Source organism: Wolbachia endosymbiont (group A) of Urophora cardui (genome assembly GCF_964028435.1).
GTDB lineage: Bacteria > Pseudomonadota > Alphaproteobacteria > Rickettsiales > Anaplasmataceae > Wolbachia.
Genome location: NZ_OZ034774.1, coordinates 1,613,545 through 1,635,356, shown reverse-complemented (window position 1 = coordinate 1,635,356; position 21,812 = coordinate 1,613,545). Strand labels below are relative to the sequence as shown.

The 21,812-nt window shown below is 34.5% G+C and carries 21 protein-coding genes and 4 pseudogenes; 13 read left to right on the top strand and 12 right to left on the bottom strand.

The features are described 5' to 3' along the window. The first annotated feature begins 22 nt into the window (after positions 1-22). The 3 genes from ABWU38_RS07945 to ABWU38_RS07935 are packed head-to-tail and all read left to right on the top strand — an operon-like array spanning position 23 to position 3,918. Positions 23-241: a hypothetical protein gene (locus ABWU38_RS07945; RefSeq protein WP_341819653.1), complete on the top strand. Its 219-nt coding sequence runs from the start codon at positions 23-25 to the stop codon at positions 239-241. Next, positions 228-1,871, top strand: a complete 1,644-nt coding sequence (locus tag ABWU38_RS07940; RefSeq protein ID WP_353272801.1) for a recombinase family protein — start codon at positions 228-230, stop codon at positions 1,869-1,871. The genes ABWU38_RS07945 and ABWU38_RS07940 overlap by 14 nt, the downstream gene beginning before the upstream one ends. Further along, positions 1,813-3,918 (top strand): ankyrin repeat domain-containing protein, encoded by a 2,106-nt coding sequence (locus ABWU38_RS07935; protein ID WP_353272800.1) that lies wholly within the window; start codon positions 1,813-1,815, stop codon positions 3,916-3,918. Before ABWU38_RS07940 ends, ABWU38_RS07935 begins: the two co-directional genes overlap by 59 nt. A gap of 347 nt (positions 3,919-4,265) precedes the next feature. On the opposite strand, the gene ABWU38_RS07930 is transcribed toward ABWU38_RS07935, so the two are convergent. Next, positions 4,266-5,195 carry an Rpn family recombination-promoting nuclease/putative transposase gene (locus ABWU38_RS07930; protein ID WP_262986565.1) on the bottom strand — a complete coding sequence of 310 codons (930 nt, stop codon included), beginning with the start codon at positions 5,193-5,195 and terminating at the stop codon, positions 4,266-4,268. A gap of 129 nt (positions 5,196-5,324) precedes the next feature. On the opposite strand from ABWU38_RS07930, the pseudogene ABWU38_RS07925 reads away from it, so the two are divergent. The 9 genes and pseudogenes from ABWU38_RS07925 to ABWU38_RS07885 form a co-directional block, all read left to right on the top strand. Beyond that, positions 5,325-5,843 (top strand): annotated as a pseudogene (locus ABWU38_RS07925) (helix-turn-helix domain-containing protein); the annotation flags it as partial. A 64-nt stretch (positions 5,844-5,907) separates the two neighbouring features. Then, on the top strand, positions 5,908-6,858 hold the full coding sequence (locus tag ABWU38_RS07920; protein ID WP_353272270.1) for an IS481 family transposase: 951 nt from the start codon (positions 5,908-5,910) through the stop codon (positions 6,856-6,858). Then, a pseudogene (locus tag ABWU38_RS07915) lies at positions 6,852-7,253 on the top strand (helix-turn-helix domain-containing protein); the annotation flags it as partial. The gene ABWU38_RS07920 and the pseudogene ABWU38_RS07915, both read left to right, overlap by 7 nt. A 164-nt stretch (positions 7,254-7,417) precedes the next feature. Beyond that, positions 7,418-8,080, top strand: a complete 663-nt coding sequence (locus ABWU38_RS07910) for a RadC family protein (RefSeq protein ID WP_230609182.1) — start codon at positions 7,418-7,420, stop codon at positions 8,078-8,080. Positions 8,081-8,187: 107 nt separating this feature from the next. Then, positions 8,188-8,646, top strand: a pseudogene (locus ABWU38_RS07905) (hypothetical protein); the annotation flags it as partial. Positions 8,647-8,759: 113 nt separating this feature from the next. Beyond that, on the top strand, positions 8,760-9,728 hold the full coding sequence (locus tag ABWU38_RS07900) for a transposase (protein ID WP_353272799.1): 969 nt from the start codon (positions 8,760-8,762) through the stop codon (positions 9,726-9,728). A gap of 365 nt (positions 9,729-10,093) precedes the next feature. Then, a pseudogene (locus ABWU38_RS07895) lies at positions 10,094-10,840 on the top strand (hypothetical protein); the annotation flags it as partial. Between the two features lie 85 nt (positions 10,841-10,925). Then, complete coding sequence (locus ABWU38_RS07890; RefSeq protein WP_141456911.1) at positions 10,926-11,843, top strand: helix-turn-helix domain-containing protein; 918 nt, start codon at positions 10,926-10,928, stop codon at positions 11,841-11,843. Positions 11,844-11,892: 49 nt separating this feature from the next. Continuing rightward, a complete protein-coding gene (locus ABWU38_RS07885) occupies positions 11,893-12,786 on the top strand; it encodes a helix-turn-helix domain-containing protein (RefSeq protein WP_141456913.1) in 894 nt (297 codons plus the stop codon). A gap of 92 nt (positions 12,787-12,878) precedes the next feature. Here the strand turns inward: ABWU38_RS07885 and ABWU38_RS07880 are convergent, their stop codons facing one another. Further along, a complete protein-coding gene (locus tag ABWU38_RS07880; RefSeq protein WP_353272798.1) occupies positions 12,879-13,796 on the bottom strand; it encodes a patatin-like phospholipase family protein in 918 nt (305 codons plus the stop codon). Between ABWU38_RS07880 and ABWU38_RS07875 the strand changes: the two genes are divergently transcribed. Further along, positions 13,795-14,316, top strand: coding sequence for a phospholipase D family protein (locus ABWU38_RS07875; RefSeq protein WP_353272841.1), 522 nt, complete (start codon positions 13,795-13,797; stop codon positions 14,314-14,316). The genes ABWU38_RS07880 and ABWU38_RS07875 overlap by 2 nt on opposite strands. On the opposite strand, the gene ABWU38_RS07870 is transcribed toward ABWU38_RS07875, so the two are convergent. The 10 genes from ABWU38_RS07870 to ABWU38_RS07825 all read right to left on the bottom strand — a co-directional run bounded on the left by ABWU38_RS07870 (position 14,317) and on the right by ABWU38_RS07825 (position 21,790). Beyond that, the gene (locus tag ABWU38_RS07870) at positions 14,317-14,538 is read right to left on the bottom strand and encodes a hypothetical protein (RefSeq protein WP_143688910.1); all 222 of its coding nucleotides are present in this window, start codon (positions 14,536-14,538) and stop codon (positions 14,317-14,319) included. Positions 14,539-14,752: 214 nt separating this feature from the next. After that, positions 14,753-15,268 carry an ankyrin repeat domain-containing protein gene (locus tag ABWU38_RS07865; RefSeq protein WP_244226858.1) on the bottom strand — a complete coding sequence of 172 codons (516 nt, stop codon included), beginning with the start codon at positions 15,266-15,268 and terminating at the stop codon, positions 14,753-14,755. 33 nt (positions 15,269-15,301) lie between these two features. Continuing rightward, entirely contained in the window at positions 15,302-16,252 is a 951-nt protein-coding gene (locus tag ABWU38_RS07860) for a contractile injection system protein, VgrG/Pvc8 family (RefSeq protein WP_264376858.1), read from the bottom strand. Further along, the gene (locus ABWU38_RS07855) at positions 16,253-16,462 is read right to left on the bottom strand and encodes a tail protein X (RefSeq protein ID WP_208571687.1); all 210 of its coding nucleotides are present in this window, start codon (positions 16,460-16,462) and stop codon (positions 16,253-16,255) included. It lies immediately after the preceding gene. Next, on the bottom strand, positions 16,459-16,806 hold the full coding sequence (locus ABWU38_RS07850; protein ID WP_264376859.1) for a phage tail protein: 348 nt from the start codon (positions 16,804-16,806) through the stop codon (positions 16,459-16,461). Before ABWU38_RS07850 ends, ABWU38_RS07855 begins: the two co-directional genes overlap by 4 nt. A gap of 1 nt (position 16,807) precedes the next feature. Beyond that, positions 16,808-19,132 (bottom strand): phage tail tape measure protein, encoded by a 2,325-nt coding sequence (locus tag ABWU38_RS07845; protein ID WP_264376860.1) that lies wholly within the window; start codon positions 19,130-19,132, stop codon positions 16,808-16,810. Positions 19,133-19,241: 109 nt separating this feature from the next. Further along, positions 19,242-19,499, bottom strand: coding sequence for a phage tail assembly protein (locus ABWU38_RS07840; RefSeq protein WP_264376465.1), 258 nt, complete (start codon positions 19,497-19,499; stop codon positions 19,242-19,244). A gap of 45 nt (positions 19,500-19,544) precedes the next feature. Further along, a complete protein-coding gene (locus ABWU38_RS07835) occupies positions 19,545-20,051 on the bottom strand; it encodes a phage major tail tube protein (RefSeq protein ID WP_264376861.1) in 507 nt (168 codons plus the stop codon). A 13-nt stretch (positions 20,052-20,064) separates the two neighbouring features. Continuing rightward, positions 20,065-21,246, bottom strand: a complete 1,182-nt coding sequence (locus ABWU38_RS07830) for a phage tail sheath subtilisin-like domain-containing protein (protein WP_353272797.1) — start codon at positions 21,244-21,246, stop codon at positions 20,065-20,067. Beyond that, positions 21,239-21,790, bottom strand: coding sequence for a hypothetical protein (locus tag ABWU38_RS07825; RefSeq protein WP_353272796.1), 552 nt, complete (start codon positions 21,788-21,790; stop codon positions 21,239-21,241). The genes ABWU38_RS07830 and ABWU38_RS07825 overlap by 8 nt, the downstream gene beginning before the upstream one ends. Positions 21,791-21,812 lie beyond the last annotated feature (22 nt).

Here is a 21,812-nt window from a genome sequence, read left to right as displayed (position 1 = left end):
CATCTGTTTCGATGAGTGATATATGAACATATTTATATATTTTCAAGGAAAGCTCATGGGAAAAAAGAAACTGACTGTTCGTGTTAGCTATAGTTATGAACCTAATCGGTTAGCAGAATTGTACTTATTAGATGCATATAAAAAACTAGCATTAAATAAACAAGTAAATGGGAGCCAAAAGGAGAAAATTTTTGAATGTAACAATAGAATCAATTTAAGGGGGAGCAATGATAACTGTTAGTCTGTACGCGAGAGTTTCTTCAGGAAAACAAGTGCAAGGAGATACAATAGCAAGCCAAATTACTGCTATAGAGAATAAGATTAGTGCTGATGGACATAAATTACTAAGTGAATATAAATTTATTGATAATGGTTATAGTGGCTCTGATATAATACGTCCTAGTTTAGAAAAATTAAGAGATCAAATAGCAGAAGGTAATATTAATAAGGTTTATATTCATTCTCCTGATCGTTTGGCTCGCAAATATGTACATCAAATGTTATTAGTTGATGAATTTAAGAAATTGGGTGTAGAAACAGTTTTCTTGAATTGTCAAATTGACGATAATCCAGAATCTCAATTACTATTACAAATACAGGGTATGATAGCAGAATATGAACGTGCAAAAATTATGGAACGAAGTCGTAGAGGCAAGATTCACGCAGCCAATAAAGGCAGTATAAATGTAATGAGTGGAGCTCCTTATGGCTATCGTTATATAAATAAGCATATAGGAGGAGGACAAGCCTTTTTTGAAATTAATGAAGAGGAAGCTGAAGTCATTCGTAAAATGTTTTTTTGGGTGGGAAGGGGAAGAGTAAGCATTGGAGAAGTATGTCATAGATTAAGAGCTATGTCCATCGTAACACGAACAGGAAAAAGGTATTGGGATAGGAGTGTAGTCTGTCGTCTATTACAAAATCCTGCTTATAAAGGACAAGCAGCATTCGGTAAAAAAAAGCTAGGAGTAAAATTAAAACACGTAAGACCACAGAAACGCTCTTGTGAGCAACCGAAAGACAATTATTCTACTTTTCGTACTGATAAAGAAAATTGGATTTATATTCCTGTACCTAATATTATAAACGAAGATTTATTTGATATAGTTCAAGAACAGCTAACTGAAAATAAAAGAATAGCTAGGAGAAGACGAATGGGAGCAAATTACTTGTTGCAAGGTTTAACAGTATGTCAGCTTTGTCATTATGGATATCATGGTATTAGCACTTGCTCTAGCGCTCGTCGAACATATTATCGTTGTACTGGTACGGAGCGAGGTCACTTTGGTGGCAATAAAATGTGTAATAATAGAATGATTCGTACAGATGTATTAGACGTGGCTGTATGGGAAGAGGTAAAATACCTATTGAAAAATCCTACTCGGATATTAGAAGAATACAAGCGTAGACTTTCAGAGATTAAAAAATCACCATTAGATCAAAAAAGTGACTTTCTTGAGAAAAAAGAAGATCAATTAAACTGTGGCATTGCAAGGCTTATTGATGGCTATACTCAAGGATACATCAATGAAGAAGAGTTTAAACCAAGAATTAAAGCAATGAAACAAACCTTACAAATGATCGGAGAGCAAAAGAAAAAGATATTTGATCAAAAAAGACTTGAACAAGACTTAACTCTAGTGGTGACTACTTTAGAAGAGTTTTCTTCTAGCGTTAACTCAAGTCTTGATAACGCAGATTGGCTAACTAGACGTGATATCATTAGAACATTAGTTAAGCGAATTGAGATTAACCATGAAGACGTGCATATCGTGTTTCGAGTAAAAGAGCTGCCAGACTCTTTCACACACAGTGGAAAAGCGGACCAAAGTTTATTGCAACATTGTTGCAGGAGTCAACAAAGGAGCTGATATCAGTGTTAAAGATAAGGATAGTAAAACACCTTTAGACTTAGCTGCTCAAGAGAATGACACAAATGTAGCAGAGTTTCTAAAGCAAACGGAATTAGATAAAAAATTGTTAGCTGCAGTGCAAGATGCAGGTCTTAATGAAGTTAAAGATCTTATTAATCAGAAGGCTAATATTAATGCTAAAGACATGTACGGTTGGACGCTTTTACACTTTGCTGCTTCTCGTGATAAACTTAGTGTAGTTGAGTTTCTCTTCAATAACAATGCTAATATTAATGCTAAAGATGTGTATGGTAATACACCATTACATGTAGCTGCCCAGTACAGTAGTAGTCTTGAAATAGTTAAGTTTCTTTTAGACAAGGATATTAGCGGTATTAATAATATAACCAATAATGGTTGGACACCATTGCATGTAGCTATACAAGGAAACAAATTAAATACAGTCGAACTCCTTCTTGGCAGAGGTGCTGATATTGAAGTTAGAGATATTTATAACCAAACATCTTTAGATTTGGCTACTCGAAAAGGTTACCTAGATATAGCAGGAATTTTGAAGCAAGTACAATTAGATAGAAAATTGTTGACTATTGTGGAAAGCGGTGGTTTTAATGAAGCTAAAGGTCTTATTGCTCAGGGTGCTAACATTGATACCAATGACAAGAACGGTAATACACTACTGTATTCAGCTGCTGAAATCGGTGATTTAAACCTAGTTAAACTCCTTCTTGATAACGGTGCTAATATTGAAGCTAAAAACGGAGAATATCAAGCAACTCCATTGCATGGAGCGGTTGAAAACTACAGGATAGATGTAGTCAAATTACTTCTTAATCGTGGTGCAAATGTTAACGCTGAAGACAAAGACAATTGGACACCTTTACATTATGGTGCTGATACCAACAGTCCTGATATAGTAAAAGTTCTTGTCGATGCTCATGCTAATCTTGGTGCTAAAGGTAATTACGGTAAAACACCGCTAGATATTGCGAAAGACAAGGGGCACAATAATATTGTGGAATACTTAGAAAAAAAGCTCAGGGGAGGAAGAGGAGAACGCAAACGCCGTCATCACCATGGAGATCACAATTCTCATAACTTATCACGCAAACCCCTTGCTATAGACCAACCTCAGATAGCAACAAGCAGTGGCGCAAAACCATCTTCATGGATAAATGATTTATTTAGTCGGGTGAAAAGCTCTGTAGGTAGATTATTGAGTTCTAAATCTGAGGGGACTGCAAGTTCATTATCACAAGTTGATGGGCAATTTGCCAAAGCGTCGATAAGTAATAGTAGTTTCACAGGTACCACACTACCATCTGATGGTACAGATAAAAGACAAGAAAATGGAGGTTTCTTTCGAGACAACGTCGATTATGTAAATGCAAATCTAAAACGAATGTGTGAAAGGCAAGCACCTGTTAAATTTAAGCCTAAGGATAGAAATACAATATTAGAAATGGGAGATCACTATCTATCACAGGTTGACTTTAATGGTACAATAACTTTATTTGACTTATTGATTAGAAGGGTTACAGGTCAAAAGTATATTTCTACAATAGATCAGTCTATATCTCCACTAGAGGCACAGGAATATACACTCAATATTACAAAGGGATTTGAGAAAGTAGTAGAGCAAGCTGGATTAAAAAGTGGTGTGTCAATGCATCGATTAAATATTGATTTTGTGGAAATACAGAAAGAAGTTACAGGAAAAATCATGAGTGGTAAATTTGATGAGATTTCGGGGATTTTCAACTCATATGTAGAGAAAGCATGTTCTGGTAAAGAAGCTGGTAAATTAAGTCCGAAGAAATTTGAAAAGTTTATAGCTCAATTTAATAAGGGTCTGCTAAATCAATCAATAGAGCAGATATTACACAACAGAGATGGTAGATTAGAAGTTGATGGTACAAAAAAACAGCAGATAAGTTTAGAGCCTCAAAGTTATTTAAGTAATGCTTCAGTTCACAGCCATTCAGAAGTATCAACTTGTCTTTCTGAGATAGGAGTAACCAAGCTTGGAGGTAATATCAATAGGTAGGTTATAATATAAGAGGTGCAGCTATAAAATGCCAAGTAGTGAAAATTTTAAAGTGAAGGTAGCAAAATTAGCCAAAATAATTAGGGAAACCAGTAGCAAGTTTGATGGTCCTAATACTAAAATGGATGAAGTAGACATTAAATACTAAGTGGTTAATGTGTTTTCCATATTGAACTTACAGCACGTAGCTTTGATATAGAAGTTTGAGTAACGTTATGATAGTAATTTATATAATTCTATGTGCAATCCTTATAGCTATTTTAGACAGTTCATTAGATTCTTAATTAGGGAATATATCTAACTTAAAGAAGATTTTCATAAATGTTGAAGTGAATAAGTTGTAGTATTTATGTTTTTTCCCTGAGTTGTAAAATTTCAGAATGAGAGAGACCGGTAATTTGAGCTATAACATCTATAGGGACATCGGCCTTGAGTGAATTTTTTGCAACTTCAATTTTACCTTCAATTTTACCTTTTTCATGGCCGATTTGGATGCCTTCTTTCCTGCCTTTCTCTTCTCCAATTTGGATTCCTTCATGTTTAGCATCATCGAGTTTTTGAGCAAGGATAGCGTTTTCTTTCTGCACGCTCAATATTCTTTCTTCATATGCGATCAAATCCTTTTCATTCCAGCGAAACCTGTCTAATTCATCATATGCTAGCTTTATTATCGGAGCTTCTGCTGCTATCTTTTTTAGATCTTCTTCAGTTGTATCTTCTGCGTATTTAAAAAAGAAACACCATCTCTCTGTAGTATTCTCTAATTGCTCTACCTTATTTTTTGTAAATTTAGGCAACTCAATAAAGACAAATTGTAAATCTTTCAAGTAATGCCCATTGGTTTTGATATCGCGTATATTATGAGTAGAAATATAGTCAACTTCTTCAGGCAGAAGGTTACAATTGGAAATAGCAATAAAGAAGACTTTCTGAAGATGAATGTAATTACCAGATTTATCTAATTGCCGAGAGTAAGCTTTAGCAGCATAAAGTTGAGCACGTTTCTCAAAGCCTTTATCACGAGCGAGTTGCATTTCGATAACAAATCTATTACCAATAGAGTCTTTGCAAAGAACATCAACAATGCTTTGTTTGTCAGAGGCAATTTCAGGATCCATAATGGTACTAAGGAATTCAATTTCCATTATTTGATCAGAAGTAGAAAAACCTAAGATATCGTTGAGGAAGTGAATTAAGATATTTTTATTCTTTTCAGAGCCAAAGATCTTTTTAAAGCTCAAGTCATTTTTGGGATCAAGAAATTTCGAAAGAGCCATGACGAATTAACCTAAAAAGCATTAGTAATTATACACAATTGTGAAGAAATATTCAACTAAAATTCAAACATAGAAAGAAGCATCCCTTTTGTATATCTTTATTTGGTAGTATTAAACTGTATAATATTTATGGCAAATATCTCTATAAGGTATCAGATAGCACAAAAAGTAAGGAGCTGGAGGTTAAAGCGAGGCTATACTCAAAAAGATTTAGCGGGAAAAATCGGCGTAACATATCAAATAGTACTACAATATGAAAAAGGAACACGAAAAATTTCGATTGAAAAGTTGTGCGCTATAGCAAAGGTGTTATCAATTAATATTACGGATCTTATTCCTGTATCAAATGAAAAAATCTGTTTTGAAGATAAGGGAGAGGAAATATTAAATCTAGTAAGAAAATATAAAACGATTAATGATCAAGAGTTGCGCAAGGTGTTTTACTTGCTAACAAAATTTACCCGAGTTGGTGAGAAAAGTAGTAAAAAAGCAGAGAAAGTAAAAATTGCAAAGGGCCTGGTTAAAGCAGGGATTTCTGTTGATATTGTTTCACAAGCAATTGGCCTCTCTGCTGATGAATGTGTTGAAGAAAAAATAGGTTCTATATACTGCAAAATAGGAAAGAAGATAAAAGAATGGAGACTAGTTGTACAGTCCCAGAGTGTGATGGTATGATAAAATATGAGAAAAAAATACCATCAAAGGAGGAGTTATGGGACAAATATTACATGGGTGCGCCAAAACAACACAGACGATTCGTAGAGCAATACAAAATAGAAAAGAGAGCATAGCAAAACTCTCCAAGCATTATAACCTTAATCCAAAAACTATTATTAAGTGGAGAAAACGTTCATTTACGAAAGATGCTGATATGGGTCCAAAGCGTCCAAGATCGACTGTTTTAACGCTAGAAGAGGAAGCTATAATAGTTACATTTCGCAAGTATACACTACTGCCACTAGATGATTGCCTTTACGCTCTGCAGTCTACAATTCCGCATTTGACTCGCTCTAGCTTGCATCGTTGTTTACAAAGACACAACATTAGCAGATTACCAACTGTTGATGGAGAAGTTAAGTCAAAAAAGAAATTCAAACAATATCCTATCGGTTACTTTCATATTGATATTGCTGAAGTTAGAACTGAGGAGGGCAAATTACATTTGTTTGTTGCTATTGATAGGACATCCAAATTTACCTATGTTGAGTTGCGTAACAGTGCTACAAAACCCATAGCTGCTGAGTTCTTACGTAATTTGATTAGAATTTTACCGTATAAAATCCATACTATTTTGACAGATAACGGTATACAATTTACAAACCAGAAGCGTCATAAGTATGCTTTCCAACACATATTTAATAGAGTTTGCGAAGAGAATGTTATTGAACATCGTTTGACAAAAGTTAGCCATCCTTGGACAAATGGGCAAGTTGAGCGTATGAATAAAACTTTAAAGGATGCTACAGTTAAGAAGTATTACTATCAATCGCACCAGCAACTTAAAGAACACCTTTATAACTTTGTTATGGCTTATAATTATGCAAAGAGACTCAAAACTCTTAAGGGTCTTACTCCTTATGAATTTATATGTTATCAGTGGACACAGTCTCCAGAATTATTTATACTAAATCCACACCATCACACTCTGGGACCATACAACTAGTGCGGGAATATACTCAGAAGGATTTAGCAAAGAAAATGAGTACAACACGTGATGAAATAAGCAACTATGAACAAGGAAGAACTGCTGTTCCACTGGGAAGATTATATGAGATAGCAAAGGCGTTATCGATTAATATCATGGACCTACTTGAACTAACAGAGGATGCAGATGATAAAGTGGTACCTAATTTAATTGAAGAATACAAAAAAATTGAAAGCCAAGAACTACGTCATGCACTAATGAAATCTCTGTTTGAAAGCATACAAATTTGCGAAGAGAAAGTGAAAAGAGCAGAAAAGATGAAAATTGCAAAGGATTTAGTTAAGGAAGGAATTTCTATCAATATTATTTTAAAAACAGTAGGCATCTCTTTAGACGAAATTCAACAAATTTAAAATAAAAAATCAGTATCTATTAATATCTTTACTTTTTGATGAAAAAATAAGTAAAAAAGATTGAAAAATTGATTTGACTTCACTCGGAAGCTATGGCTCTATGCCAATGCTGATAAAGCAGTAAATATTAAAAAAAAGTTTGTTGTTAGTGAAGGGTAAATTATATGAATAATAATAAGAATAAAGAAGAAATAGAATTCAGAATATTAGAAAGCAAAGGCAAAGCACTACTTGATCGTGAAATAATGGAAACATTTTTAAGTGCAGTACATGAAAGGCCGCAAGCTCAAGAAATTGCTAAAAATCTGGTGAATACTTATGCAGGAGTAGGAAGGATTTTAGGTAGAGAAATGGATGACCTGAAAGTTATAGAAGGAGTAACTGATTCTGCAGTAGCAATGATTATGTGTGTTAAGGAAACACTAGAAAGGGTACTGAGAGAAAAGCTCAAAAGTGAGCCAATAATGGACTTACAAGGGCTAGTAGAGTACTTAAACGTAAGTATAGGCCACTCAGAAAGGGAATGTGTAAAAATACTGTACTTGAATAAAAGGCGTCAACTAATTGGAGAAGAATCCTATATTGGTGAAATGGAAAAAGCACCAGTATACATAAAGGAAATTACAAGAAAAGCATTAATAAAGAATGCAACATTAGTAATAATGTCACACAACCACCCTGGGGGAAGTTTAGAACCTTCAGAAGAAGATCAAGAAGTAACAAAGAGCTTAGCAGCAGCATGTAGTACTGTAAGCGTTAGATTATTTGATCATATTATCATTACAAGTGGGGGTTATTTTAGCTTTAGAGAAAACGGATTGTTATAGCAGAAAGTATTTGCAAATCTACTCACTATAATTTATAATGAGTAATATAATGTATAATAATAAAGTTTATTGTACGCTTAAAAAGTATTTTTAATAGTGGAGGTAATATGGGTAATAAAATAATCGTACCTTTTGGTGATAAGGAAGGAGGTATCTACGAGTTAAACGTTGATCTTGATAAATTGTCAAAAGGTGAGATGTTAAATGCTATTGTAGGAATTGGTCGTACTAGCCAGCAGCCTACTTTTGTAAGCAAAATTAATAAGGCTAAAAAGCTTGTAGATAAAGAAGTAGTACCTTTCCCTGGTAGAGAAGTTCGCGAAAACAAAATCAACTATGGGAAAGGACTTGACTACATATATGGTACAAAACCTGTAAGTGATCAAGAAGATAAAAATCCATTTGCTTCAGCTTTGAAAAAAATAAAGCCAAGTGCAGAAAAGTTGAGCTGGTTTAAGAGTGCTGTGGTAAGAGCAAAAAGTCCAAATGAACTGCACAAGGTTGTAGACGAAGCACTAGCTGCTGGAGCAAGGCTAAATGCATGTAATGATGGAGAGTGGAGATTTTGCTCTCCCTCTCAATAGGGTTAAAAGACTGAACAGTATCTTTGGAATTATATCCCGTATTTACAAGGTTAGTCTAAACTCTCAACCTAATTTATAGTCTTGGAGGCAATTTTATGCAAGCAAATGCTGTTTTAGGTGTGGACATTTCTAAAAAGAAATTTGATGTTTGTTTATTGGTAGGCAACAAAGAACGGTACAAAGTCTTTCAAAATAATCATGATGGTTTTGAAAAGCTTGTGGCTTTGTGCAATCATCATGGAGCAGAACTTATTCATCTGTGTCTCGAAGCAACCGGTTGTTATAGTGAAGATATAGTTAATTTTATGTATGACTTGGAGCATAATGTAAGTGTGGTAAACCCAGCCCAAATCAAAGCTTTTGGCAGAAGTGAGCTACTTAGAAACAAAACAGATAAGTCAGATGCTGCCATGATTGCTAGGTTTTGTATTGCTAACAAACCTAATCTTTGGAAACCTGCTCCTCCCGAAGTTAGGCGTTTAAGAGACCTTTATCGTTGTTTGCAAGCATTTAAAGATGACAAGCTACAACAGATGAATCGCTTGGAAAATAAAAATACGGATTCCCATTGTAAACAAGCAATACTTGAGGTCATTGCTACAATAGACACACAAACTGCTGCTCTAGAGAAAGAAATTAATGAACATGTTAATAACCATTTGCATCTAAAAAATATAACAGAAAAGATCAAGACTATAAAAGGCGTAGGACATCTTACAGCTGTTGCTGTTGTTGCAGAAATGCCATCAGTTGATAATTTTGATAATGCCAGACAATTCACAGCTTTTGCTGGTCTAAACCCAGAACATTATCAATCAGGATCATCCGTAAGTAAAAAAAGTCGAATATGTAAAATAGGATCTGAGCGTATTCGCAAAGCTCTTTATATGCCAGCTATAGTAGTCAAGAATCATAATTCTTACTTTCAAAAGTTTTGTCAGCGTTTAGCAAGTAAAGGAAAATGTCCAAAGGTTATAATTGTTGCTTTAATGAGAAAACTAATGCATGTATTTTTTGGTATTCTTAAAAATGATCAACCATTCAATGGTAATTTAGTGAGATAATTTTGACAGTAAAAGCTTGGATCTTATGCTCAACTGTTTAGGATGTAATTTAACATGTACTTTGAGTTATAATATGTATCATTTTGATTTTAACTGAGCTCTGTACTTTGTAAAACTATTCTCAGAAGATTAAGAAGATATGGTCCTATAACTGTGGATAAATACGTCCACACACACTTAAAGTATTTATCCACAGTTACACTAATTTATAGAAAATGCAGATAAATTTTTTGTTGTTTTATAGCTAAATAACTTGTTGACAATAAAGACAGTATCTCCACTACGGCCTTACTGGCATTAGCTTCGCTACGGCTTCACCCTCTCCTATAAGATATTTTAGCTCTAATACCTTACATTATAAAGATACAAGCTTCGCGGAATATGTGATACTGGGCACACATTTTCATAAATTTGATAAGGCTGATCGTAAAAAGCTAATACGTAAATTAATGCTAAGTGGTGCAGAGTTTCATGATACTCTACTGCAGAATAAACTGATAGGTGAAATCTATAATGAGCTACAGCCAGAAGTTCAGCCACAGATAGATAAGCAACTAGAAGAGCTAGAGGAAGCTGGCGAAAATGCTGTGCAAGAAGGAGAATTAATAGATGTTGAGATAGATAATACAACATCGTATATAGAATTTTCTGGGAATAGTAAGGTAGAGGTAGCCAAAATACTGGAAGCAAACAGAAAGTTAGGAAGTAATATCTTAAAAATTGGTAATGATGCAGTTGAAGTTAAAAGTGAGAAGGGAGGTATAAGAAACTATACCGATATTTCAGATGGCAGCTCTGTCATGTTAGAATTTCCTACGAGCATTGGTAAGCTAAATATTGTGTTGTACCAAGAGGCAGATCAGGTGCAAGTGAGAGTAGAAAATAAGGAAATGTGGGCTGAGTTACAAAAAAGAGACGAAGAAATAGGAAAAAACTGCCTTTTTGGGGGAGTAAAACTTCAAGAAGCAGTAGAGAAAGGTAATTTCACTAGATGTGGCATATGGAGTGAAAAGTATGCTATAAAAGAGATTAGCAATGATGAAGTATTGTCTCCGTCTTCATGGGTAAATAGGGTATGTGGAGGTAGTAAAGAAACCTTTCGGGAACTTTAATGCGTCTACAGGCAACTTTAAGGTTCCAGAGGTTTTTTTTACCATTATATCTGGAGCCTTTGAGCTATAGTAGAAAATATTATATATGGTTCTTTGCGTGGAAAGAAGTCTAGATTATAAAGTGGGAGAAAAATTAAAAAGTTGGAGGTTAGAGCGAGGGTACACTCAGAAAGATTTAGCAGAGAAAATTGGTGTAAAATACTGGGTGATATTGCAATATGAGAAAGGGAATCGTAGAGTTCCAATTGAAAGGTTGTATGCTATAACTGAGGCACTATCAATCAGTATTACGGATCTTATTCCTGTATCAAAAAGCTGTCTTGAAGATGAAGAAGAAATATTAAATCTAGTAAGAGAATATAAAAAGATTAACGATCAGGAGTTACGTAAGATGTTTTGTTTGCTAACCAAATTTGTCCAAGTTAGTGAGAAAAGTAGTAGAAAATCGGAAAAAATAAAAATTGCAAAGAGTCTGGTTAAAGCAGGAGTTTCTGTTGATATTGTTGCAAAAACAATTGGTCTGTCTGCTGATGAATGTGTTGAAGAAAAAGTTGGTTCTATCTACTACCAAATAGGCAAAAAGATAAAGGAATGGAGACTAGTGAGAGAGTATACTCAAAAGGATTTAGCGGAGAAAATGAGTACAACACGTGACGAAATAAGCAACTATGAACAAGGACGCGTAGCTACTCCACTGGGAAAATTATATGAGATAGCAGAAACATTATCGATTAGTATTACAGATCTACTAACAGAGGAAGATGAAGGTAGTAAAGTGGAAAATGAGCTACCGAATTTGATTAAAGAATACAAAGAAATTGAGAGCCAAGAACTACGTCATGCACTAATAAAATCTTTGTTTGAAGGGATACGTATTTGTGAGGGGAAAGTGAGAGAGATAGAAAGGATTAAAGTTGCAAAGGATCTAGTAAAAGGTGGAATTTCTATTGATACTATTTTGCAAGCGGTAGGTTTATCTATTGATATGGTTTTAGATGGATAGCTCGTAAAAAAATTATAGCAATAAAGTTTTTTTCTTAAATGGAGGATAAATGTTTGTTTCTGCAAGCAATGTTAGTTACGGAATAGGGCAAAGAATAGAAAATTGTAGGTTAATGCGAGGGCATACTCAAATAGGATTAGCAAGTCAAATAGGTTTAACATACCAAGAAGTAAACAGCTATGAAGATGGGTATATTCCTATTCCAATTGAAGTACTATATATAATAGCAAGAGTATTATCAGTTGACGTTGTAGATTTATTACCTGAACCAGTAATAGTAAGGGAAGACAGCTATGAAGACGAGGAAATACTCTATCTAACGAAAATATACGAGAATCAAAAGTTAGGCAAAATAGTACCTTCATTAATCAGGTTTGTTCATATTAGCGAGAAAATCAATCAAGAGGAGGCAAGATTAGAAGTAGCAAAAAATCTAGTTAAAGAAGGAGTTTCAGTTGACATAATTTCCCAAGCAACCGGCTTATCTATTTACGAGTATGATAATACAGAGAGAGAAATCTGCACTGATTCTATATATTACAGAGTAGGGCAAAGAATAAGAGAATGGAGATTGATAAGAAGGTATACTCAAAAAGATTTGGCGGATAAAGTTGGTGTAACACTCAAGGAAATACACGAATATGAAAAAGGATATACTGAAATATCATTTGATAAATTATATGAAATAGCAGGGGAATTATCAGTGAATATTAAAGTTCTGCTGCCTAAAACAAGAGAAAGCAAAAAGCTATTGAGTTTAATGGATGAGTACGGAGAACAAGAATCATTAGTCAAATCTCTATCTGAAGATATGAAAAGTGGCAAGGAAAAAGTTAAAAAAACAGAAAGGATCAAGGTTGCAAAAAATCTAGCAAAGGAAGGTGTTGCTATTGATATTATTGTGCGAGCAAGTGGCCTAACTGCCGATGAGTGTGAAAATTGAATTGTGTTTAAGATATAAGTAAAAATGGTTAATATATTATCTATTCTAAACCCTTATTTAGCTCTGCAGAATTTTTTTGGCATTTCTACGTATCAAGATAAAACATCACAGAATTTATCGACTACTTTTTGATTTTCCTCTATCATTGCATTTGCTTCTTGCTGAAGAGATTTGATATTTTTTGATGTAATATTATCCATGTCAGGTGATGCTATTTTTAGTTGCGATTGTATACGTATATATTTATCAGCTATAACTTGATCAAGTTGGTAATTTACTGCATCTAAACTTGAGGCAAACATTACGTTCAACAGAGGTTTTATCCAACCTATCTTTCCAAATCTCCTTGAATTAGCTATGCTTCTATCTCTTCTTCCAGTACCTATTGATAACAGTAGAATATCATCATTTGGAAATAACCTCTTACCACTTGCATATGCACAAGCCGCTGGATTATTGGCAAACACCCCACCATCCACTAATACTCTTTTTATCTGGTTAATTTTGAGATGTTTTGGCATGAAATAAGTAGGTGCAGCCGTTGCAGCTCTGAGTGCATCTTTCAGCTTAATATTACCTTCTTTCCAGCTTTTAAAGAAAAATGGACGATTATTGTGAATATCATAACTTGTTATCAGTACCTTACTTAATGTGTTTTTTAGAATATCCTCTCCAAAATATTTATCCAGTACAGATTCAATATTTTTATGTGGGTATTGTGCGCAGTTAAACCAAGATAATATTGATTGCCTGAAGAATGAAGATTTAAAAATATATGACCCGTATTCTTGGTAAAATTCAACTAAATCATTGGCTGAGTATTGGGGATTTCCTTGTTTATCTTTTTTACATAATCCTGCTATAACAATTCCACCGGTTGAGGTTCCTGCCACTAAATCAAAGATTTCAGCTATCGGTTTCCTTGCCCTCTTTTCTATTTCTGCTAGTATAATGGCTGGTATGATGCCTCTTATGCCTCCACCGTCAACTGAAAGGATGTATTTTGCCATGGTTAGGTATTTATTGATTTTATTAACTTGTTCGCTTTTATCGGGATGTGTTTCCTGCCCAAAAGCCACAGTCTGCTTCACGCCTGGAGAAAATTGCACCAACCTAATAATTGATTCCGTGGATCATGCTAAAAAATCCGTGTTGGTTCAGGCATACCAATTTACCTCAAAGCCTATTGCTGAGTCCTTGATTCAAGCCAAAAAACGAGGTGTAGAAGTTAAGATAATTCTTGATAAGTCGCAAATTCATTCAAAATATAGTGTCGTCAATGAGTTATTCGAGCAAGGTATTAAGATTTATATTGATTTCAAACCAGCAATCGCTCACAATAAAGTCATGATTATTGATAACCAAAAAATCATAACTGGGTCTTTCAATTTCTCTGACGCCGCACAGAAAAAAAACGCTGAGAATCTACTAATTATAACAGGAGATCCTCCATTAGTCGAGCAATACATCAAAAACTGGAAGGATCGTCAATCTCAATCTGATGCTTACACACCAAAAGTAGAAGAATAATTACTTGTACTTCAAATTAGCTTTGAATTCATCTAATTCCTCAGAAAGATTCTTTACCCGTTCTTCCAGACGATATACCGTAACGGCCAATCCATTGTTCTGCTCTATAAATTTATCATGCATGTGTACCCGTAAGTCTAGCTTGGCGAGCCACCAAATTGTTGCTATGGTCTGTATTACCATCGTTATTATTACTGTGATTGGGATTTTTTGTTTTTGCATGCTTTTTCTGATTGTATAATAAAAGACTTTCAATTATTTCTTGTTTGGTAGTGTTCATAAGCGTCAAGTTAAGTGCAAGCGGCATAAGAAGGAAAATGGAAAAAACTATTTTAGAAATTGAGTAATAAGGTTAGTAATTTATGGATCAATCTAAAAAAATTATCTTAAACTTGACATGTATAAATATTTCCTATTGTTTCCCAGTTACGAAATATTACTGCTCAGATTTGTGTTCCTTTTCAGCATTATAGAGCAAGTGTATAATTTCATCGTATGGTTTATCTTTATTGTGCCGTGATCTTAGCACAGCTACATCTCTTGGGTTTTTTCCATCTTTATTTCTGATTGTAGGATTTGCACCTTTCTCCAATAAAAACCTTATGATTTCTAAATCCCCTCGATACGCAGCATTGTGAAGTGCTGTACTTCCATACCCGTTGATAATATTTACATTAATTCCTTCGTCTATCAGAAATTTGACAACTTCTAAGCATCCTTCTCCTGCAGCATAATGTAGTGTAGTAAGTTTAAAAATTTGCGTATCTATATCTAATAAATTTTTTACTGAAAACTTCGCAATTTCTAAGTTACAATTTTCAGATGCAATCCGCAATATTGTTTTATAATTATCTGTAGCTTTTGCTTTCGTATAGCAATAGGTAATAATAACACATACTACTGTTACTATAAACCACCAAAAATGTAGCTTATTTCTTGAGTCTCTGTTCATATTCAATACTTTTTTCAACATTAAACATTTGGTTTACTGATTTTTTCTTAACGTTGATGCTGATAACACAGTGCGATAACCTGAACTATCTAACACATGTTCTGCTCTGTCAATTATCCATTCACCGTCTATATCTTGATGAAACCCTAACAAGCTAAGTTTCGCCTCTGCAAATAGTTCTGGATTACCAGGCATAGTGATATCCAATACTGCATTATTTCGCTTTAGTTGTTTTAACTTAGCATTTGCTGCACTTAGTGCTGATTCTACATTAGAGTAAAGCGTTTGTATGGTATAACTTGGACTACCAGAGCCAACTGTTTCTGATATAGTTTCACCCTTTTCATAGCTATGCCATTTTGCAACCACTGAGTTGTACCTACTCACGGTAAAATGCACTTTCCAATTGATTGTGTCTTGAGGTCTAATAGCTGTTGTTCCTAAAGCTTTTCCAGTTGCCGACTTTGCTTTGCCTTTGGGAATAAAGAGTATGTATCCGCCAGCTAGCTTTGCCATTGCTCCGTATTCTATTGCTATTTTTGTTAATAAACTTATATCACTTTCTTCTATTTGGTTAATATGTGGAATCAACACATTTTCAAACTCTTCTGCAACTCCGTACCCATATCCGTGCTTTTCTGCTATTTCCTTAACCAAGTTACCTAAAGTAATTTGATGCCATTCCTTAGATACTTTCTCTTTTAATGACAGTCTTAAATTTGTTGCATGGGCTTTTATTAGTAAGGTTTTAGGTGGACTCTGCACCGTAATTTCATTAACTGTATATACACCCATTGGCATTACTCCGATTTCCCTGTACCCTAAAGAAATATTCAATTCATTAGGAATATCTATGTCTTTGTCCCTATAATCAACATGTACTTCAACTACATTGTCTATTGTCCCAGATTCATCGGTAAGGCGCAATGATATGACTCTATCTTTAACTGATTCACATTTATCTATTATAAAATCTGGCTGCATTTATTCCCAGACCTTTAATTTTGACTTTTGTACTGGTTTCTGAATAGTAGGAAGCTTTATCTTTAATCCTGCAGGCAAAAAGCTTCCGTATTCTGCCAAACCTAAGTTCTCTGCTAGTACTAATTCCACTACTCCATCCGTAAATCCGTAATGTTTCCAGCAAATCAGATCTAGCATTTCTCCTTCTTTGGCTAAGTAATATATAATCATCTATAGCTCTTCAAACTCAAACTAAATTCAACTTTTCTTGGTAGTCCACTAGGTAAAAAATACATCTGCTTTTCTTCTAACCTGGTAATTACGAACTGTCCTAAAATATTACCTAAACTATCTACTAAAATATGTGGTTTTTCAGCTTCTCTCATATTCTTTAATTGATTTAGCCCATTGAGATTATGTAGATAAATCGTTCCTTCTAAATCTATATCTTCTATACCTTGACCGATATTTTGTAATAGTGGCATATTTTCAATACACTCAATTGTGCTCCAACGATTCTCTCTATTATACTTTAAACTTCTTGGAACAAATTTATACGGGCCAAGAGACAACATTTTAATAAACAGGGTCTATGGTATCAAACAGAACATCACGTGATTTTTCTCTTATCCTTTTTATTACTTCATCAGCAAGGCTACGAACATCTTGATTTGGTGCTGCTTGTACACTTATGTTGAAATAATTATGTTGAGTTTGGTTAAAAGTTTTATTTTCATATTTGCTTTTTACGTACTCTTTTAGATTGAGATCTTTCTCATCTGCTATAGATTTCTTTTCTGCAATAGCATGTTTAATTTTGAATCCTTCAACATTATTCCAGCTATTTTTAGAAATTCCTTTCATCACACTATTATTTGATAAAGGATTCCCATTATTAAAAACACTATTTTTAGAAAGTAAATTGCTAGCTTCTCCATCAACTAACGAAATAACAGTTTTTCTCTTCTCAAATTCTTTTATTGGACTATTTTCTGATACTTTCCAAAATACGCTACTAACTGTATCTCCCATCCATGAAAAAGCCTCTCCTATCGGTTTTATGATTGATTTCCAAAAACTAGCAAAGAATTCCTTCACTTTTTGCCAGTGAGTGATAACAAGTGCTGCACCAGTGACAAGTCCAGCAATTAAAAGCCCTATAGGATTACTCATTACAGCAAGCGTTATTGCTCTTAGCCCTGTTATTACTGCAGGAAAAACTATACTTGATAAAGATGAAAATGTTGCAAGTATTTTTGCCCTTAAACCGAGAACTGTACTTGCTAAAAAAGTAAACCCATAACCTAAGCCTACTACTAAGATTTTCAAACTTATTAAAGCTGCTATAGTTCCCATGATTGCTGTAGTTAAGGTTGGATATTTTTCTGCAAATAAGGCTATGCTCCTAGTTTTTTCTTGTAAAAATTCAGCTATAAATTTTAAAGTAGGCAGCATCACCGAGCCCAGGTTCATACCAACTTCAGCTATTGCATTTCGAAGGAGTCTTAATTTATTGGCTGTAGTGTCTGCACGATTTTTGAATTCTTTTTGCAGAGAGCTTCCGTACTTTTCTGTGTTAGCCAATAACTTTATTGCATCCTCATACTTATTAAAACTTCCAGCTAATAATGCAATATCATCTTGATATTCCTGACCGAAAAGTTTCATCAGGATTGTAGAACGTTCCTGATTATCCATTTTCTTTAGAGTTTGAAAAAAGTAGAGTAATGCTTCTTCCCCATTTTCACTTATTCTTTGCACCATTTCTTCTGTGGCTATACCCATTTCTTCTAGCGCTGCCTTAAATTCTTTTCCTTGTCCTTCAGCAGTTTGAAGCTTAGAAAGTAAAGCATTTATAGCAGTTGCAGCTTTTGCTGGTTGTTTGCCTAAACTAATGAAAGCATTTACTAAACTGCTTGTTTGTTCAAACTTTAATCCAAACTGCTTTGCAGTACCACCAACTATTGCTAGAGCTTCAACCATATCTTTTGCTTTAGCAGCAGTGTTATCTGATAAGTGGTTGATTACATTACCAACGTGCTCCATTTCACTAACATCAATTCCATAAACGTTAGAGAGTTTAGCTATGGAATCACCTGCTTGCTCTGCAGACATATCAAATGCTGTAGACATTTTTGCCACCGTTTCTGTAAATTTGAAAAGATCTTCTTTTTTGATACCAAGTTGACCACCACTTGCAGCTATTTGTGCCAGTTCTGCGGCTGATAATGGTATAGTACGTGACATCTCTTTTAACTTTTTTGCAAATTTATCAGCTTCCTTTGTCTTTTCATCAAAATCAACTACTTTTGTAACATCAGCCATAGCACTTTCAAAGTCAATTGCAACTTTAACTGGAGCTGCAAGCGTTAGCCCTAGCCCAATAGTCTCTATAATTTGTGACTTAAAATGTGCTTTGCTTGCTAAAAAACTTTGGTGACTACGTATTGCAGATCCAAGCTTACCATACTTACCTTTTAATACTTCAATAGAAGAGCCAAGTTTATGTTGGTCACTTACTAAGTACTTAATATTTCTTCCACTTTTTCTTACTTCTTCACTAAATGAATGCAAAACATCTCTCTTTTTCAAATATGCTTCTTTTGCTTTTATTGCGGAGGTTTTGGCCTTGTCAAATTCTGCTTTTAAAGTTTTGCTCGGTTTCTCTATTGCCTTCATTTGTTTAGCTAAAGATTTTACTTGATCTTCAAAGCCTTTCCATGACCTCTTGCTAGTCAAAACATCATGACCTAACTGCTTAAACTTTGATACTGATTTTAAAGATGAGTCAAGCTTTCTTATATTCTCACCAAGATGAGTAAGTTGACTGCTACTTCCTTTTATTACAGTACTGAAACTGCCATCTAGGACTGCTCCAATTTTTATAGATAACGTTGACATTGTACCTTCCTCGCTGCTTTATGCCATAAGATAAATTCATTAATCTCCATATCAAGTATTTGTTCAACCCCGCCTCCTACAACAGAGCTGAACATTAATACTTCTAATCTCAAGTTTTTTGGATAATCGGTGAAAAAAAATCCTTTAATACCTCTTGCACTTTTACATAATCAGCAATATCTAACTCTTCAATTGCTTCTTTTGCAACTGATGTCAGGTTGGCAGTCAAAGTTACTTCCTTACTTAGATCACTACCATTAAGTCTCTCAATAGCTAGATAATCTCTAACTTTTGGACGTCTAATGGTAAGCTCTGAGATAGAAATACCATCAACTGTTATTGGATTATCAAGTTTTACTGTTGTCATACTTTCTCCTAAAAAATAAAATTCTAAAATCTTTTAAAACTAAACCTAAATACCTAAAACCGTTTGCAGCAAGGCCATTTGATCAACACCATTTATCTTTCTAATCATATTTTCAGCATCGATTTCTATCAGCTCATTGCCACCCATCGTAAGTTTATAATAATGGGCAGCTACAGTGCATTTGAGAGTGGCTTTTTCTGCTGGCTTCCAACTGCCAAAATCAAATTCTTTAAAAATGCCTCTTAAATTGATTATTACAGCTTCAATATCATTACTACCACTACCTTGCATTCCACCTCTGAGTGTCAAAGCTACTGAATTTCCATTTATCAACCCAAATAGCCGAAAGAGCTCTGTATCGTATTCAGAAAAAGTGAAATCTGCTTCAAGCTTTTCCATGCCCATGTCAATATTTATTGGGATATCCATACCACCAGCTCTATATTCTTCAGTTTTTATGGTAAGCTTTGGTAGGGTAATTTCATCTATTTTTCCTGCGTAACCACGACCATCTACGAATACGTTAAAATTCTTTAAAATCTTCGGTAACATTTTTTCCTCTTTTTTATAATATTGTACCACCCACAAGATGTGACCTGAAAGTAATCTGTTCTGCTGGATATGGTGGTGTAAACTCAAAGTCAAAGTATACTTTTCCACTTGCAATGTTTGTTGGTGTATTGAGTTCTGGGGTTGCATAACATTTTCCGCTAATAATCGCCCCTTGTGCTTTTAAACTTGCCAGATAAGAATTCACCCCCTCAATTACATCATCTATATAAGTTTTGGTGATATTGCGATCAACTGCCCATAAATGAGCTCGAAGTAAACTATCATTGATTAAATCTGCAGTCCTTCTCACTGACAGAAAAGCCCATTTTGAGTCATTTGAACATGTTCTATTTCCCCAAAGCCTATAGCCATTTTGATGAATTATCGTTGTTACTTCATTTTCATTCAAGTGGTTTGCTCTACAATTTGTATTACCGAGCGTAAAATCAATAGGCCTGCTTGTTCCAACAATACCATTTATCTCTTTGTTTGAAGGTGAATGCCAAAATCCTTGCTCACTATCTACTTTCGCTATTAAACCAGCTACAAATGGGCTTACTGGCAAAATTTCTTCTTTTCCTTCAATAAATACCTTAACCCAAGGATCAACTACGTACACTCTTGAGCTGCCTACACTTTTTCTCCATTTTATTACTTCTTCATCATTGGTATTTGATCCATCTGCTACTATTATTGCTCTTAGCTTTTCTGCTATAGGAATTAAAGCGCTAACCACTGGATTTCCAGCATCTCCAGATAATTGATGAGTAAACTGAGGTGCAATTAGTATTCTTGGCGCAACATGAACTATGCTTTCACTACTGAGGAATGCCTCTATCCCTTGATACTCTCCAGTCTCTTTATCAACACCGCCAATTATATTTTTCAGCGTCTCTTCTTCTTTTAATTTTGGATCGCTGTTTTCACTTTCTTCAACTCTAATTACTACTATTGTTGCACCAATTTGGGAAAATATTCCGTTTATTGCAGAAGGTAAACTGCCACTCTTTCCAAGCTTTGCTGCTTCCTTCAAGCTTCCTGCAATTAACACTGGTTTATTCAGTGGAAATTTTTGCCCATCTGCTTCAGGTGCGGTACCAATTACACCTATCACTGATGATTTAGCTGTACGTACTGTTTTTGCCCCTGAGGTTACCTCTATAACATTTACTCCGTGTAAAAATTCTTCAGCCATTTCTTTGTATCTTTTGTTTAAAATCGTTTAGTAAGTTCTCTAGCTCATTTTTACTTTTGGCTTCTTCAATTTTCCTCTTCGCCATGTCTTCCAACTCCTCGCATTTCACTATTGCTTTTACTGCTTTTTTCACTTTTTCCTCAATTATTCTTGCCATTTCAATAACCGTAATACCACGGACTTTTGCTAATGGTTCTATAATTTCTTTATCCTTTTCATCCTGGTCTGCTAGAATGCTTTTTGCGGCTTTCGCTTGAATCTCATAAGATTTAGCTTTTTGGTGAGAATGACCTGCATATTGGTGAGTATGATTATCATAATAGAAACGCATACTATCAAATGCACAAAGCTTCGCATTATCCAGTAACTCCTTTTGTATATCTTCTTTAGTACGCTGAGCAATTTCTCCTCCTTCTGTTAACTGATAACTCTTTTGCCAGTCGAAATTCTTTGGCGCTTCATACCAATCATTTCCAGTTGGCTTACTTTCAAGCGTTGTTGTTTCTACTTGTTTGTTATGTTCAAATCTAATATAAATTGGCATTGGTTTTCTCCGTTTTCTAGTA

Bases quoted from the DNA above. Each gene is read 5' to 3' on its own strand.
- ABWU38_RS07945 (WP_341819653.1), top strand. From the start codon at position 23: ATGAACATATTTATATATTTTCAAGGAAAGCTCATGGGAAAAAAGAAA.
- ABWU38_RS07940 (WP_353272801.1), top strand. From the start codon at position 228: ATGATAACTGTTAGTCTGTACGCGAGAGTTTCTTCAGGAAAACAAGTG.
- ABWU38_RS07930 (WP_262986565.1), bottom strand. From the start codon at position 5,195: ATGGCTCTTTCGAAATTTCTTGATCCCAAAAATGACTTGAGCTTTAAA.
- ABWU38_RS07920 (WP_353272270.1), top strand. From the start codon at position 5,908: ATGGGACAAATATTACATGGGTGCGCCAAAACAACACAGACGATTCGT.
- ABWU38_RS07910 (WP_230609182.1), top strand. From the start codon at position 7,418: ATGAATAATAATAAGAATAAAGAAGAAATAGAATTCAGAATATTAGAA.
- ABWU38_RS07900 (WP_353272799.1), top strand. From the start codon at position 8,760: ATGCAAGCAAATGCTGTTTTAGGTGTGGACATTTCTAAAAAGAAATTT.
- ABWU38_RS07890 (WP_141456911.1), top strand. From the start codon at position 10,926: ATGGTTCTTTGCGTGGAAAGAAGTCTAGATTATAAAGTGGGAGAAAAA.
- ABWU38_RS07885 (WP_141456913.1), top strand. From the start codon at position 11,893: ATGTTTGTTTCTGCAAGCAATGTTAGTTACGGAATAGGGCAAAGAATA.
- ABWU38_RS07875 (WP_353272841.1), top strand. From the start codon at position 13,795: ATGGTTAGGTATTTATTGATTTTATTAACTTGTTCGCTTTTATCGGGA.
- ABWU38_RS07880 (WP_353272798.1), bottom strand. From the start codon at position 13,796: ATGGCAAAATACATCCTTTCAGTTGACGGTGGAGGCATAAGAGGCATC.
- ABWU38_RS07870 (WP_143688910.1), bottom strand. From the start codon at position 14,538: ATGCAAAAACAAAAAATCCCAATCACAGTAATAATAACGATGGTAATA.
- ABWU38_RS07865 (WP_244226858.1), bottom strand. From the start codon at position 15,268: ATGAACAGAGACTCAAGAAATAAGCTACATTTTTGGTGGTTTATAGTA.
- ABWU38_RS07860 (WP_264376858.1), bottom strand. From the start codon at position 16,252: ATGCAGCCAGATTTTATAATAGATAAATGTGAATCAGTTAAAGATAGA.
- ABWU38_RS07855 (WP_208571687.1), bottom strand. From the start codon at position 16,462: ATGATTATATATTACTTAGCCAAAGAAGGAGAAATGCTAGATCTGATT.
- ABWU38_RS07850 (WP_264376859.1), bottom strand. From the start codon at position 16,806: ATGTTGTCTCTTGGCCCGTATAAATTTGTTCCAAGAAGTTTAAAGTAT.
- ABWU38_RS07845 (WP_264376860.1), bottom strand. From the start codon at position 19,132: ATGTCAACGTTATCTATAAAAATTGGAGCAGTCCTAGATGGCAGTTTC.
- ABWU38_RS07840 (WP_264376465.1), bottom strand. From the start codon at position 19,499: ATGACAACAGTAAAACTTGATAATCCAATAACAGTTGATGGTATTTCT.
- ABWU38_RS07835 (WP_264376861.1), bottom strand. From the start codon at position 20,051: ATGTTACCGAAGATTTTAAAGAATTTTAACGTATTCGTAGATGGTCGT.
- ABWU38_RS07830 (WP_353272797.1), bottom strand. From the start codon at position 21,246: ATGGCTGAAGAATTTTTACACGGAGTAAATGTTATAGAGGTAACCTCA.
- ABWU38_RS07825 (WP_353272796.1), bottom strand. From the start codon at position 21,790: ATGCCAATTTATATTAGATTTGAACATAACAAACAAGTAGAAACAACA.